At 59.3% G+C, this 12047-nt stretch carries 14 protein-coding genes; 5 read left to right on the top strand and 9 right to left on the bottom strand.

The window, feature by feature from the left end; genetic code table 11:
• The first annotated feature begins 28 nt into the window (after positions 1–28).
• On the top strand, positions 29–727 hold the full coding sequence (locus ABFB52_RS26495; RefSeq protein ID WP_129972169.1) for a lipoate--protein ligase family protein: 699 nt from the start codon (positions 29–31) through the stop codon (positions 725–727).
• A gap of 10 nt (positions 728–737) precedes the next feature.
• Here the strand turns inward: ABFB52_RS26495 and crp are convergent, their stop codons facing one another.
• A complete protein-coding gene (gene crp / locus ABFB52_RS26490; RefSeq protein ID WP_007956313.1) occupies positions 738–1382 on the bottom strand; it encodes a cAMP-activated global transcriptional regulator CRP in 645 nt (214 codons plus the stop codon).
• Positions 1383–1618: 236 nt separating this feature from the next.
• Here crp and ABFB52_RS26485 point away from each other — a divergent pair, with 236 nt between their 5' ends.
• Positions 1619–2041, top strand: a complete 423-nt coding sequence (locus ABFB52_RS26485; RefSeq protein ID WP_003228794.1) for an OsmC family protein — start codon at positions 1619–1621, stop codon at positions 2039–2041.
• Positions 2042–2278: 237 nt separating this feature from the next.
• Entirely contained in the window at positions 2279–3073 is a 795-nt protein-coding gene (gene speD, locus ABFB52_RS26480) for an adenosylmethionine decarboxylase (protein WP_007956315.1), read from the top strand.
• 62 nt (positions 3074–3135) lie between these two features.
• Here speD and coq7 read toward each other — a convergent pair whose 3' ends face one another.
• The 6 genes from coq7 to hemJ all read right to left on the bottom strand — a co-directional run bounded on the left by coq7 (position 3136) and on the right by hemJ (position 7611).
• Positions 3136–3783, bottom strand: coding sequence for a 2-polyprenyl-3-methyl-6-methoxy-1,4-benzoquinone monooxygenase (coq7, locus tag ABFB52_RS26475; protein ID WP_007956317.1), 648 nt, complete (start codon positions 3781–3783; stop codon positions 3136–3138).
• A 107-nt stretch (positions 3784–3890) separates the two neighbouring features.
• Positions 3891–4229 carry a histidine triad nucleotide-binding protein gene (locus ABFB52_RS26470; protein ID WP_007956318.1) on the bottom strand — a complete coding sequence of 113 codons (339 nt, stop codon included), beginning with the start codon at positions 4227–4229 and terminating at the stop codon, positions 3891–3893.
• 80 nt (positions 4230–4309) lie between these two features.
• Positions 4310–5098 carry an SDR family oxidoreductase gene (locus tag ABFB52_RS26465; RefSeq protein ID WP_007956321.1) on the bottom strand — a complete coding sequence of 263 codons (789 nt, stop codon included), beginning with the start codon at positions 5096–5098 and terminating at the stop codon, positions 4310–4312.
• Positions 5099–5159: 61 nt separating this feature from the next.
• Entirely contained in the window at positions 5160–6110 is a 951-nt protein-coding gene (locus tag ABFB52_RS26460) for a DUF805 domain-containing protein (RefSeq protein ID WP_085746575.1), read from the bottom strand.
• A gap of 70 nt (positions 6111–6180) precedes the next feature.
• Positions 6181–7149 (bottom strand): nitronate monooxygenase family protein, encoded by a 969-nt coding sequence (locus ABFB52_RS26455; protein ID WP_129972168.1) that lies wholly within the window; start codon positions 7147–7149, stop codon positions 6181–6183.
• A 33-nt stretch (positions 7150–7182) separates the two neighbouring features.
• The gene (gene hemJ / locus ABFB52_RS26450) at positions 7183–7611 is read right to left on the bottom strand and encodes a protoporphyrinogen oxidase HemJ (protein ID WP_011336184.1); all 429 of its coding nucleotides are present in this window, start codon (positions 7609–7611) and stop codon (positions 7183–7185) included.
• 135 nt (positions 7612–7746) lie between these two features.
• Between hemJ and argC the strand changes: the two genes are divergently transcribed.
• Both argC and erpA read left to right on the top strand, forming a co-directional pair.
• Entirely contained in the window at positions 7747–8781 is a 1035-nt protein-coding gene (gene argC / locus ABFB52_RS26445) for an N-acetyl-gamma-glutamyl-phosphate reductase (protein WP_129972167.1), read from the top strand.
• Positions 8782–8949: 168 nt separating this feature from the next.
• Positions 8950–9300, top strand: a complete 351-nt coding sequence (gene erpA / locus ABFB52_RS26440; protein ID WP_003228776.1) for an iron-sulfur cluster insertion protein ErpA — start codon at positions 8950–8952, stop codon at positions 9298–9300.
• 72 nt (positions 9301–9372) lie between these two features.
• Here the strand turns inward: erpA and ABFB52_RS26435 are convergent, their stop codons facing one another.
• The gene (locus ABFB52_RS26435) at positions 9373–10464 is read right to left on the bottom strand and encodes an anhydro-N-acetylmuramic acid kinase (protein WP_129972166.1); all 1092 of its coding nucleotides are present in this window, start codon (positions 10462–10464) and stop codon (positions 9373–9375) included.
• Between the two features lie 3 nt (positions 10465–10467).
• Entirely contained in the window at positions 10468–11892 is a 1425-nt protein-coding gene (locus ABFB52_RS26430) for a peptidoglycan DD-metalloendopeptidase family protein (RefSeq protein ID WP_085688419.1), read from the bottom strand.
• Positions 11893–12047: the final 155 nt, after the last annotated feature.

Below are 12047 nucleotides of genomic sequence, written 5' to 3'. Positions count from 1 at the left end.
CTCAGACTCAACGTCCTATGGAAACCTTATGATCCCCACGTCCCTGACCATCGAAGCCGGTCTGCAAGCCGAACAGGATCTGCTGGCCTCGGTCTGCGCTGGTGATGCCGAATTTGGCTTGCTGTTCTGGCAGCCCAGCGACCGCGCTTTGGTCATGCCACGTCGTTTGAACCGCTTGCCCGGATTCGATCACGCCTGTGAAGTCTCCGCTGCTGCCGGCTGGCCGGTGTTGCTGCGTGAGACCGGCGGCGAACCTGTTCCGCAGTCGGCTTCGACCATCAACATTGCACTGGTCTACGCACCGCCTCGCAGCGAAGGCGATCTGAACCGTATCGAAACCGGTTACCGGCGTCTGTGTGATCCGATCTGTGAGTTGCTGGATGAATTGGGTGGCACTTCGTCGTTGGGTGAAATCGACGGTGCGTTTTGCGATGGTCGCTTCAACGTCAATCTCGACGGTCGCAAGATGGTCGGCACCGCTCAGCGCTGGCGCCAGAGTCAGGGTGGTCAGCGACCGGTGGGATTGGTGCACGGTGCGATGCTGGTGGAGGACGAGCGTGAGTCGATGGTGGCGGCGGTCAACCGCTTCAACGAAGCGTGTGGTCTGGAGCAGCGGGTTCGTGCCGCCAGCCACATCGCTCTGCATGAGAAATTCCCGGCGCCCCATGCACTGGCGCGTCTCGATGAACTCTTTCGTTTGATGCTGGCGCAGATCTACGCCGGCTGAGTTTTCGCACTCAGCGAGTGCCGAAGACCACCATGGTCTTGCCTTTCACATCGACCAGGTTGCGTTCTTCAAGATCCTTGAGCACGCGACCGACCATCTCTCGCGAACAACCGACAATCCGGCCGATTTCCTGACGGGTCACTTTGATCTGCATGCCGTCCGGGTGGGTCATGGCATCCGGTTGTTTGCACAGCTCCAGCAGGCAGCGAGCGACACGACCGGTGACGTCGAAGAACGCCAGGTCGCCGACCTTACGCGTGGTGTTGCGCAGGCGTTGTGCGATTTGTCCGCTGAGGACGTAAAGAATGTCTGGATCCTGCTGCGACAGTTCGCGGAACTTGGTGTAGCTGATTTCCGCCACTTCGCATTCAACCTTGGCCCGCACCCAGGCGCTGCGCTGTTGCTCCTGGCCGGCTTCTTCGAAAAGACCCAGCTCGCCGAAGAAGTCCCCGGCATTCAGGTACGCGATGATCATCTCGCGGCCGTCGTCGTCCTCGATCAGGATCGTGACCGAGCCGCGGATGATGAAGTACAGCGTGTCGGAGCGATCCCCGGCGCAGATGATGTTGCTCTTGGCCGCGTGACGGCGGCGCTGGCAATGCATCAGCAGCTTGTCGAGGTTCTTGATTTTGGGTGTGGGGGTAATACCAACCATGGTTGTATCCCGAAAAGACTGCACGGTTATATTTGGTTTTTATATGAGGCGCTGAGGCGGTCGCTACACAGTCTGGCGAAGGCGCCAGTGAATTGGCGCCAGCTTACCAGACACTTCGTCGAAATTTCGAGAAATCGCCTACGTCAAAGGTGCATTCGTCCCAGGAACGTGCTCGCTGTCCGGGCAGGGCCCTGTGCTAAGCTGGCGACCCTTTTTTCTACAGTGGAGTCTTGACGATGAAGGCACGCATCCAATGGGCTGGCGAAGCCATGTTCCTCGGCGAATCCGGCAGCGGTCATGTCGTGGTCATGGACGGTCCGCCGGACGCCGGTGGTCGTAACCTGGGTGTCCGCCCGATGGAAATGCTCCTGCTGGGTGTTGGTGGTTGCAGCAACTTCGACGTGGTCAGCATCTTGAAGAAGTCCCGTCAGGCCGTTGAAAGCTGCGAAGCCTTTCTCGAAGCCGAGCGCGCGACCGAAGATCCGAAAGTGTTCACCAAGATCCACATGCACTTCGTGGTCAAGGGCCGTGGCCTGAAAGAAGCCCAGGTCAAACGCGCCATCGAACTGTCTGCCGAGAAGTATTGCTCGGCCTCGATCATGCTCGGCGCAGCTGGCGTAGCGATCACCCACGACTACGAAATCGTTGAACTCGGCTGAGCCGACATTCAACTATCATAAAAGCAGTGCAGACTCTGGCGATCCCCCGCTGACGTCTGCATAATGCGCCACTTTTTTCAGGGCCGTGATCAGTCAACCGACGGGTCATCCGCCTGAACAGATAACCAAAATCGCCATCGCGAAGAGGTGTTAACCGTCCTACGCAGGTGCGTTGTTCGCACTTGACGGGCATGCTTGATCACGCGGCCGTGCCGCATACATAGAGAGTTTTTAACGGTGAAAAGCAAACTCAAGCTCCACGGGTTCAATAACCTGACAAAGACCTTGAGCTTCAACATCTATGACATCTGCTACGCGGAAACCCCGCAAGACCAGCAGGCTTACGTCGAGTACATCAATCAAGAGTACAACGCCGAACGCCTGACGCAGATCCTCACGGAAGTTGTCGAAATCATTGGTGCCAACATTCTGAACATTGCGAGTCAGAACTATGAGCCTCAGGGTGCCAGCGTCACGATTCTGATCTCGGAAGAGCCGGTGACCCCGACCGAAAGCCAGATCGAAGAATCCCCGGGCCCGTTGCCCGAAATCATCCTGGCCCACCTCGACAAGAGCCACATCACGGTGCACACCTACCCGGAAATCCATCCGGACGCCGGTATTGCGACTTTCCGTGTGGACATCGATGTGTCGACCTGTGGTGTCATTTCACCGCTCAAAGCGCTCAACTTCCTCATTCACCAGTTCGATTCGGACATCGTGACCGTGGATTACCGTGTGCGCGGCTTCACCCGTGACGTTGAAGGCAACAAGCATTTCATCGATCACGAGATCAACTCGATCCAGAACTACCTCTCCGAAGACACCCGCGACGCGTACCAGATGACCGACGTGAACGTGTATCAGGAAAACCTGTTCCACACCAAAATGCTGCTGAAGAACTTCGAACTGGACAACTACCTGTTCGGCGATGCCACCAGCAATCTGTCTTCCGAGCAACGTGCTCAGGTGACCGAGCGTGTGAAACACGAAATGCTGGAAATCTTCTACGCGCGCAATATGCCGAGCTAAGAAATCCGGGCACAAAAAAAAGGCGACTGCTTTGCGGCAGTCGCCTTTTTTGTGGGCGTTTTTCAGATCCGGTAAGTGCTCTTGGTCATCACTTTGGCCAACAGGCTCATGCCGAACTTCACCGGCGCCGGGAAGCGGAAGCCGCCGGCCTCCAGTGCGCTTTCCGCGTGATGTTCTTCATCTATGCGCATCTGCTCCAGAATTGCCCGGGATTTTTCGTCCTCGGCCGGCAGTTGCTCCAGATGCTCGTTCAAATGCTTGCACACCTGATGCTCGGTGGCGGCAACAAATCCGAGGCTGACCTTGTCGCTGATCAACCCGGCGACTGCGCCGATGCCGAACGACATACCGTAGAACAGTGGGTTGAGCACGCTGGTGTGGCTGCCCAGCTGGTGAATGCGCTGTTCGCACCAGACCAGATGATCGATCTCTTCTTCGGCCGCATGCTCCATGGCCTCGCGCACCTGCGGCAGCTTGGCGGTCAGCGCCTGGCCCTGATACAGCGCCTGCGCGCAGACTTCACCGGTGTGGTTGATGCGCATCAGGCCGGCGACATGGCGGGTGTCTTCATCGCTCATCTGCACATCGGGCTGCACGATTGCCGGCGACGGACGGTACGGCTGGCCGCTGAAGGGCAGCAAGGTACGCATCGCGGCATCGGCTTGCAGCAGAAGACGATCAATGGGCGAGTAGTGACGTTGGGTAGTCATGCTGACCTCCGGGAAGAATCTCGGCGGCCAGTTTAACCGAATCGGCCGGGGAAGGTTTGCGCTGGGTCATGTGGGAGCAGGGCGCTCCCACCGATCTGCGGGTTCAATCAGCCCGGCGGCCAGTTCATCTGGCGTTGACCGAGTACGTGCATGTGAATGTGGTAGACCGTCTGCCCGCCCATTTCATTGCAGTTCATCACCACCCGGAAGCCTTCCTCGCAACCCAGTTCCAGCGCCAGACGCTGGGCGGTGAACAGGATATGCCCGGCCAGTGCCTTGTCGTCTTCGGTCAGGTCGTTGAGGGTGCGTACCGGTTTCTTCGGGATTACCAGAAAATGCACCGGTGCCTGTGGGGCGATGTCGTGGAACGCCAGAACCTGGTCGTCCTCGTAGATGATCTTCGCCGGGATTTCCCGGTTGATGATCTTGGTGAACAGAGTATCCACAGCTGTTTTCTCCGTTGTGTGAGCTGGACTGAGTGTACCCACGGAGGATCACCACGCCCAGCCATTTGCCTGTCGGCCCTTCAGCGAGGGCAGTAAGCTTTGTTGACCATGCCGACGATGGTGCGGTTGAGCCAGCGCGAACCGAGCCGAGGCAGAAAGGCGAACCAGCGGTTTCGGCGTCCGGGAATGATGATCGCGCGGTTTTTCTCCAGGGCGCGCACGGTATACAGCGCGACCTCCTCGGGACTCATCAGCAGTTTGCTGGCGTTGAGTTTGTCGTTGTTCAGTTGTGCGGTTCTGAAGAACGCGGTGCGGGTCGGGCCGGGGCAGAGCACCGACACCTTGACCGCACACTTCTTCAGTTCCACCCGCAGTGCTTCCGAGAAATGCAGTACATACGCCTTGCTGGCGTAGTAGGTGCTCATCCACGGCCCGGGGTTGAAGGCTGCCACCGACGCGACGTTGAGAATCTGCCCGCCGCCCTGCAACGCCATGCTGTTGCCGATGGCATGGCAAAGGCGGGTAAGGGCGAGGATGTTCACTTCGATCAGGTCCTGTTCGGTCATCCAGTCCTGGGCCAGGAACGGGCCGCAAGTACCGATGCCGGCGCAATTGACCAGCAGATCGATTTGGCGATCGCCTTCTTCAAGCTCCAGCAGAAAACCGGACAGGCGCAGCGGCTCGCCAAGATCACAGGCGCGGAACAGCACTTCCACGCCGAAGCGCTGGGTCAGTTCAATCGCAATGCTTTCCAGCTGATCACGCTGGCGAGCCACCAGAATCAGGCTGCGGCCACGGCGCGCCAGGGCTTCGGCCATGGCCAGGCCAATGCCGCTGGAGGCGCCGGTGATCAGAGCGTAACGGGTCATGCAAATCTCCATCGCAACAGCGCCGCGCCGTGGACGCAGGTGTCACGGCGGGGAGCGTTGTTCATTCTTTCGCCGAGTCTACAGGGGCGAGGGTGGCTTCGGCTGCATCGTCTGCCGAATTCGCGGTGGGCTCGACTTCCACATCGATTTCATCGGTGGTCACCGAGCCGCTCTCGTAGCTGCTTTCAAGACTGCTTTCGTATTCCTGCTGGATGGCGGTAATCCCGCCCAGCATGCCGCCCATGAAAAACAGCCCGATAAACACGATCCACAAAGAGCACAGCACTTTGACTGCCGTGCTGTTCGGCGGAGGCGGTGGGCCATAGCGATTGGCGCCGGTATTGCCCGGCACGACCATGATCACCAGCGGGAAGAAGCTCCCCACGAACGGCACCAGCGTCAGCAGCCAGAGCCAACCCGACCAGCCGATATCGTGCAGGCGCTGAATGCTGAACAGGATCCCGACGATCGCGAAGGCCAGAAACAGGAAGAAGGCGAGGAGACCGCCGATGATCAGGCCGGTCGTCGAGTCGGCGCTCACCAGGCCCAGACCGATCAGCGCGAACACGCTGACGATTGGCAGGGCTACCAGGCTCAACACCATCGACCATGCCAGGTAACGCAAGCGGCCGATCCGGCCTTCAACGCTGAACGGTTTGAGAGGTGCGAATGCCGGCAGGTTTTCACCGACGACGGCGCGAGGCGGCGCATAAGGCGAGTCAGGCTCCGCAACGGCGGCGCTTTGTTCGTGGACATCCGACAGGTTCAGTTCGATGGGTGTTTCCGTTTCGATCCGGGCATCGATCCCGGTCTTGCCCAGCGCTTGCAGGTAGGTCTGCGCATCGCTGTGGGACAGATCACGCTTGAGCGCGACGGTGCGGCCATTGAACAGGCGCTCGATGGCGGCGACATCGCTTTTGAACAGATCGGCCAGGTTGAGCTTGGCCGTGGTGATATCGACGCCGGGCTGGAGCGCGCCGTCGAAAACGATCTTGTAACGGGGTTCGCTCATGGCCGAGGCATCCTTGTCGCGAGATAAATTGAGTCTAAGGCCAGTCAGACAGCGACTGGACGGGTTTCATTCAACGTGGCCAGCGTTTCGGCAGTTGTGCTGCGTGCTCCAGGGCCTGGCGGTATTCGGTATCGAGACGCGCCACCAGTTGATCCACGCTTGGCAGATCGTCGATCTGGCCTACGCCCTGACCCGCCGACCACACGGTTTTCCAGGCCTTGGCTTCGTCGTTGATCGGCTTGAGCTTGTCGCCGAAATTCACTTCGCCCTTGCCTTGCAGGGCGGCCATGTCGAAACCGGCGGCCTCCAGGCTTTGGCGCATGAAACTGGCCGGTACACCGGACACGGCAGGAGTATGAATGATGTCGGCGGCTTTGGCAGTCAGCAGCATCTCCTTGTAAGCGTCAGGCGCATGACTTTCAGTGGTGCCGATAAATCGCGTGCCCAAGTAGGCCAGATCCGCGCCGAGCAGTTGTGCGGCGAGAATCTCATGCCCATGGTTCAAACATCCTGCAAGCAACAGGGTTTTGTCGAAGAACTCGCGGATCTCGGCGATCAGCGAGAACGGGCTCCAGGTCCCGGCGTGCCCACCGGCACCGGCCGCGACGGCGATCAAGCCATCGACACCGGCCTCGGCGGCTTTCTCGGCATGGCGGCGGGTCGTCACGTCGTGGAAGACCAGGCCGCCGTAGCTGTGCACGGCGTCTACCACTTCCTTCACGGCACCGAGACTGGTGATGACGATGGGGACTTTGTGCTCGACGCAGATGTCCAGGTCAGCCTGCAGGCGCGGGTTGCTGTGGTGGACGATCAGGTTCACCGCGTACGGCGCCGGGTTCTCCAATGTCGCCAGCCCCGCTTCGATCTGCTCCAGCCAGGCCTTGAACCCGCTGCTTTCGCGTTGGTTCAGTGCCGGGAAGCTGCCAACCACGCCGTTGCGACAGCACGCCAGCACCAGTTCAGGATTGGAGATAAGGAACATCGGCGCCGCCACTACGGGCAGGCGCAGACGTTGTTCGAGCAGAGCGGGCAGCGACATCGGAAGTACCCCGGAAAGTTGTATTTGTTGAAGTTAGAACGGCTTGACCACGACCAGAATTACGATAGCCAGCAATAGCAGAACCGGTACTTCATTGAACCAGCGATAAAAGACATGGCTGCGGGTATTCTCGCCACGGGCAAAGCGTTTTACCTGCGCGCCGCACATGTGGTGGTAACCGATCAACAGCACGACCAGGGTCAGTTTGGCGTGGATCCAGCCACCGCTGCTGAAGATGCTCGGGTTCAGATAGATCAGCCAGCCACCGAAGATCAGCGCGGCGATCATTGCCGGGCCCATGATGCCGCGATAGAGCTTGCGCTCCATGATGCTGAAGCGTTCCTTGCTGATCGTGTCTTCACTTTGCGCGTGATAAACGAACAGTCGCGGAAGATAGAAGAGGCCGGCAAACCAGCACACGATGCTGACGATATGCAGCGCTTTGATCCACAGATAGAGCATTTTGGGTTATTCCCTGATTCACGGTAGGCCCGATAGTAGAGGCTTGAGCGTCCGCACGTCACCTTGGCGGTTGTCGCAGGGGCGCGCGGCCCCTATTATCGACGGCTTTCCAGTGGGTTCGTTGAGGGCAGGTTTATGGTCAAGGTCGGTATCGTCGGCGGCACGGGTTACACCGGTGTCGAACTGCTGCGTCTGTTGGCACAGCATCCGCAGGCAGAAGTGGTAGTGATCACTTCCCGATCCGAGGCCGGTCTGGCCGTGGCTGATATGTACCCGAACCTGCGCGGTCACTACGACGGTCTGGCATTCAGCGTGCCGGACATCAAGACGCTGGGCGCTTGCGACGTGGTGTTCTTCGCCACTCCGCACGGCGTTGCCCACGCACTGGCAGGCGAATTGCTGGCGGCCGGCACCAAGGTCATCGACCTGTCGGCAGACTTCCGTCTGCAGGACGCCGATGAGTGGGCCAAGTGGTACGGCCAGCCGCACGGCGCGCCGGAGTTGCTGGACGAGGCGGTTTACGGTCTGCCGGAAGTCAATCGTGAGCAGATCAGGAAAGCACGTCTGATCGCGGTGCCGGGTTGCTACCCGACCGCGACGCAGCTGGGTTTCCTGCCGTTGCTTGAAGCGGGTATTGCCGACGCTTCGCACCTGATCGCCGACTGCAAGTCCGGTGTCAGCGGTGCCGGCCGTGGCGCTGCCGTAGGCTCGCTGTACTCCGAGACGTCGGAAAGCATGAAGGCTTATGCGGTGAAAGGTCACCGTCATCTGCCGGAAATTCGCCAGGGACTGCGTCGTGCCGCAGGCAAGGATGTCGGTCTGACTTTTGTGCCGCACCTGACGCCGATGATCCGTGGCATTCACTCCACGCTCTACGCGACCGTGGTGGATCGCTCGGTGGATCTGCAGGCGTTGTTCGAGAAGCGTTATGCCAATGAGCCGTTCGTCGACGTGATGCCGGCTGGTAGCCATCCAGAAACCCGTAGTGTGCGTGGCGCCAACGTCTGCCGCATCGCGGTTCACCGCCCGCAGGATGGTGATCTGGTGGTAGTGCTCTCGGTGATCGACAACCTGGTCAAGGGCGCGTCGGGTCAGGCGGTGCAGAACATGAACATTCTGATCGGGCTGGATGAGCGTTTGGGCCTGTCCCACGCCGGCATGCTGCCGTAACGACTGATCTTGCTTGGCAAAAAGGCCCGTTTGACGGGCCTTTTTGCATTCTGGTCGGCTGATCAGCTTTATTGATATACCGTAACAATAGTTGACCGATTTTCTAGGACAAGCGGATAATGCGCGTCATCACGCATTATGGCGGCGTAACGCCGGGAGAAAGTCAGCATGAGCGTCGAATCCTTCACCCCCACGGCTTTGCAATTCACTCAAGGTGCCGCGCACAAGGTGAAGAGCCTGGTCGATGAAGAGGGGAATGATCGCTTGAAGCTGCGCGTATTCGTTACGGGCGGCGGTTGTTCAGGGTTTCAGTACGGCTTCACCTTCGATGAAGATGTGGCCGAGGACGACACCATCGTCGAGCGCGAAGGCGTCAGTCTGGTGGTCGATCCGATGAGCTTCCAGTATCTGGCGGGGGCCGAGGTGGATTATCAGGAAGGTCTGGAAGGTTCGCGTTTCGTGATCAAGAACCCGAATGCCACCACCACTTGTGGTTGCGGCTCCTCGTTCTCGATCTGATCGCGCTTCAACGTACACAATAAAACGCCGCAGAACCTCACGGTTCTGCGGCGTTTTGTTATCTGCGATTTGTCAGTTGGGGTAGATGGCGCCGAGCACGCGCAAGCCTTTGGCGCCGGTGACGCTCGGGCGATTGGCGGCGATGCCCTCCAGACAGCAGTGGGCCAGCCAGGCGAAGGCCATGGCCTCGACCCAGTCCGGATCGACGCCGTGGGTCGCGGTACTGGCGACTTTGGCGTTGGGTAGCAGGTCGGCCAAGCGCTTCATCAGCGTGGCGTTGTGGGCACCGCCCCCGCAGACCAAGATCTCTTCGGTATTCGATTGAGCGCTTTGCAGCGATTCGACGATTGTCAGCGCCGTCAGTTCGAGCAGTGTTGCCTGTACGTTTTCGGGTGCGAAACCTGGCAGGCGCGACAGTTGCTGCTCCAGCCAAGGCAAGTTGAAGACTTCGCGACCGGTGCTCTTCGGGCCTTGTGTCACGAAAAACGGATCGCTGAGCAGGGCTTTCAGCAGGGTAGGCTCAACCTTCCCGCTGGCTGCCCACTGCCCGTTTCGGTCGAAGTTCTCGCCCCGTTGCTGATGAATCCAGGCGTCCATCAGCACATTCCCCGGCCCGCAGTCGAAACCGGCTACAGGCTTGTTCGGCTCAATCAGACTGAGATTGCTGAAACCGCCGACATTCAGGATCGCGCGGTTGCCGGTACGCTCTTCGAATAACGCTTCATGGAAGGCCGGAACCAAAGGGGCGCCCTGGCCGCCAGCGGCCACATCGCGACTGCGGAAATCGCTGACGACGGTGATACCGGTCAGTTCAGTGAGCAGGGCGGGGTTGCCGATCTGTACGGTGAAACCACGCGCCGGCTCGTGGCGAATAGTCTGGCCGTGGCTGCCGATTGCGCGAATGGCTTCAGGCTTGAGCTGTTGCCGTTCGAGAAGGGTATGGATCCCTTGCGCGGCGAGCTTCACCCAGTTCTGCTGGGCAATCGCCGAACGGGCGATCTCGTCAGGGCCGCTGGCGCACAAGCCAAGCAGCTCGGCGCGCAGGGTTTCAGGCATGGGGATGTAGTGCGTGGCGATCAGGTTGATCGCCGAGGATTGCTCGATCAGGGCGATGTCCAGCCCGTCGAGACTGGTGCCGGACATCACTCCGATATAAAGAGCCATGGCTTAACGCTTGCTCGAAGCCAGCATGGTGGCTTTTTCCTGGTCCATGCGAGCCATCAACGGCTGGCTCTGTGCCAGGAAGCGGGCGCGTTCGGATTTGGCGATCGGGTCGGCCATCGGCAGCTTCTGGCCCAGTGGATCGACGTGGACACCGTTGACCTGGAACTCATAGTGCAGGTGCGGGCCGGTGGACAGGCCGGTGGTGCCGATGTAACCGATCACCTGGCCCTGTTTGACGGTGCCGCCGGTCTTCACGCCCTTGGCGAAGCCCTGCATGTGGCCATACAGCGTACGGTAAGTGTTGCCGTGCTGGATGATCACGGTGTTGCCGTAACCGCCGCGACGGCCGGCCAGCAGCACTTTGCCGTCGCCGGCAGCCTTGATCGGCGTACCGCGTGGAGCGGCATAGTCGACGCCTTTGTGGGCGCGGATCTTGTTGAGGATCGGGTGTTTGCGCCCCATGGAGAATTTCGAGCTGATGCGGGCGAAGTCCACCGGTGTACGGATGAACGCCTTGCGCATGCTGTTGCCATCGGCGGTGTAGTAGCTGCTGTTGCCCTGCTTGTTGGTGTAACGCACGGCAGTGTAAGTCTTGCCGCGGTTGGTGAAGCGGGCGGACAGGATCGGACCGTTGCCAACGGCTTTGCCATTGACCACTTTCTGTTCATAGATGACATCGAACTCGTCGCCCTGACGGATATCCTGAGCGAAGTCGACGTCGTAGCCAAACACGCTGGCCATATCCATGGTCAGGCTGTGGGACAGGCCTGCGCGGGCGGCGGACTGCGACAGCGAGCTGTTGATCACACCGTGCACGTAGGCGGTGCGAACAGTCGGTTTGGCGGTAACGCGGTTGAACACATAACCCTTGTCGTTCTTGGTCAGGGTGATGGTTTCAACGTCGCTGACCTTGCTGTGCAGGTTGGTCAGCTGGCCTTGTGGGTTCAATTCGAATTCGAGTTTCTGGCCATGTTTGAGCTGGCTGAACTGCTTGGCTTGTTTGTCGCTGGCCAGCACTTCATGCACGGCCGCGGCCGGGAGACCGACTTTCTCGAACAGTGTAGAAAGCGTATCGCCCTTGGAGACGATCACTTCCCTGTGATTTGGGGCCTTCTTTTCTTCAGCTACCGGTGTCGGCGCTGGTGCGGCCTGAGCGGTTTCCTGCGTTTCTTCGGCGCTATTTTCGATCTGTGCGAAAGGGGAAGCTACGGACTCATTTGTGGCTTGAGCTGCGTCGGCAGCGTCTTGATCTTGTGTCAGTTGTTCAGCAGGACTTTCCAGTTCAAGGCTCAGCGTTGTCTTTTTGGCTTCAACATCACTGGATGGAAACACCAGGAGCGCCAGGCTGAGAAGGGCGGCGATCCCACTTGCGGCGAGCAGGTGGGTCTTCGGGTAAAGCGGTGGCGCTTTAGACGGTTCAGTGGTCATAAGTAATTTGGCTTTGAAAAAGATGAATTGGAAAAGATGAATGACATGATGAAGATGAAATAACTGTATAAAATATAACCAAATCATCCCTGAAGCAAGTCTGCGGACGCCCTGTCTGTGGATTGGCGTCCGTGCGCCGGGCAAAACTTGTATTT

Source organism: Pseudomonas sp. 9.2(2024), from assembly GCF_039695385.1.
GTDB classification, from domain to species: domain Bacteria; phylum Pseudomonadota; class Gammaproteobacteria; order Pseudomonadales; family Pseudomonadaceae; genus Aquipseudomonas; species Aquipseudomonas paraglycinae.
This window is presented reverse-complemented; position numbering and strand designations above follow the sequence as displayed.

Coding starts and splice junctions, on each gene's coding strand:
- hemJ (WP_011336184.1), bottom strand. CDS start 7,611: ATGCTCTATCTGTGGATCAAAGCGCTGCATATCGTCAGCATCGTGTGC.
- ABFB52_RS26465 (WP_007956321.1), bottom strand. CDS start 5,098: ATGACCCGTTACGCTCTGATCACCGGCGCCTCCAGCGGCATTGGCCTG.
- ABFB52_RS26460 (WP_085746575.1), bottom strand. CDS start 6,110: ATGAGCGAACCCCGTTACAAGATCGTTTTCGACGGCGCGCTCCAGCCC.
- ABFB52_RS26435 (WP_129972166.1), bottom strand. CDS start 10,464: ATGGCTCTTTATATCGGAGTGATGTCCGGCACCAGTCTCGACGGGCTG.
- ABFB52_RS26495 (WP_129972169.1), top strand. CDS start 29: ATGATCCCCACGTCCCTGACCATCGAAGCCGGTCTGCAAGCCGAACAG.
- erpA (WP_003228776.1), top strand. CDS start 8,950: ATGAGCGTCGAATCCTTCACCCCCACGGCTTTGCAATTCACTCAAGGT.
- argC (WP_129972167.1), top strand. CDS start 7,747: ATGGTCAAGGTCGGTATCGTCGGCGGCACGGGTTACACCGGTGTCGAA.
- coq7 (WP_007956317.1), bottom strand. CDS start 3,783: ATGACTACCCAACGTCACTACTCGCCCATTGATCGTCTTCTGCTGCAA.
- ABFB52_RS26455 (WP_129972168.1), bottom strand. CDS start 7,149: ATGTCGCTGCCCGCTCTGCTCGAACAACGTCTGCGCCTGCCCGTAGTG.
- ABFB52_RS26430 (WP_085688419.1), bottom strand. CDS start 11,892: ATGACCACTGAACCGTCTAAAGCGCCACCGCTTTACCCGAAGACCCAC.
- ABFB52_RS26485 (WP_003228794.1), top strand. CDS start 1,619: ATGAAGGCACGCATCCAATGGGCTGGCGAAGCCATGTTCCTCGGCGAA.
- crp (WP_007956313.1), bottom strand. CDS start 1,382: ATGGTTGGTATTACCCCCACACCCAAAATCAAGAACCTCGACAAGCTG.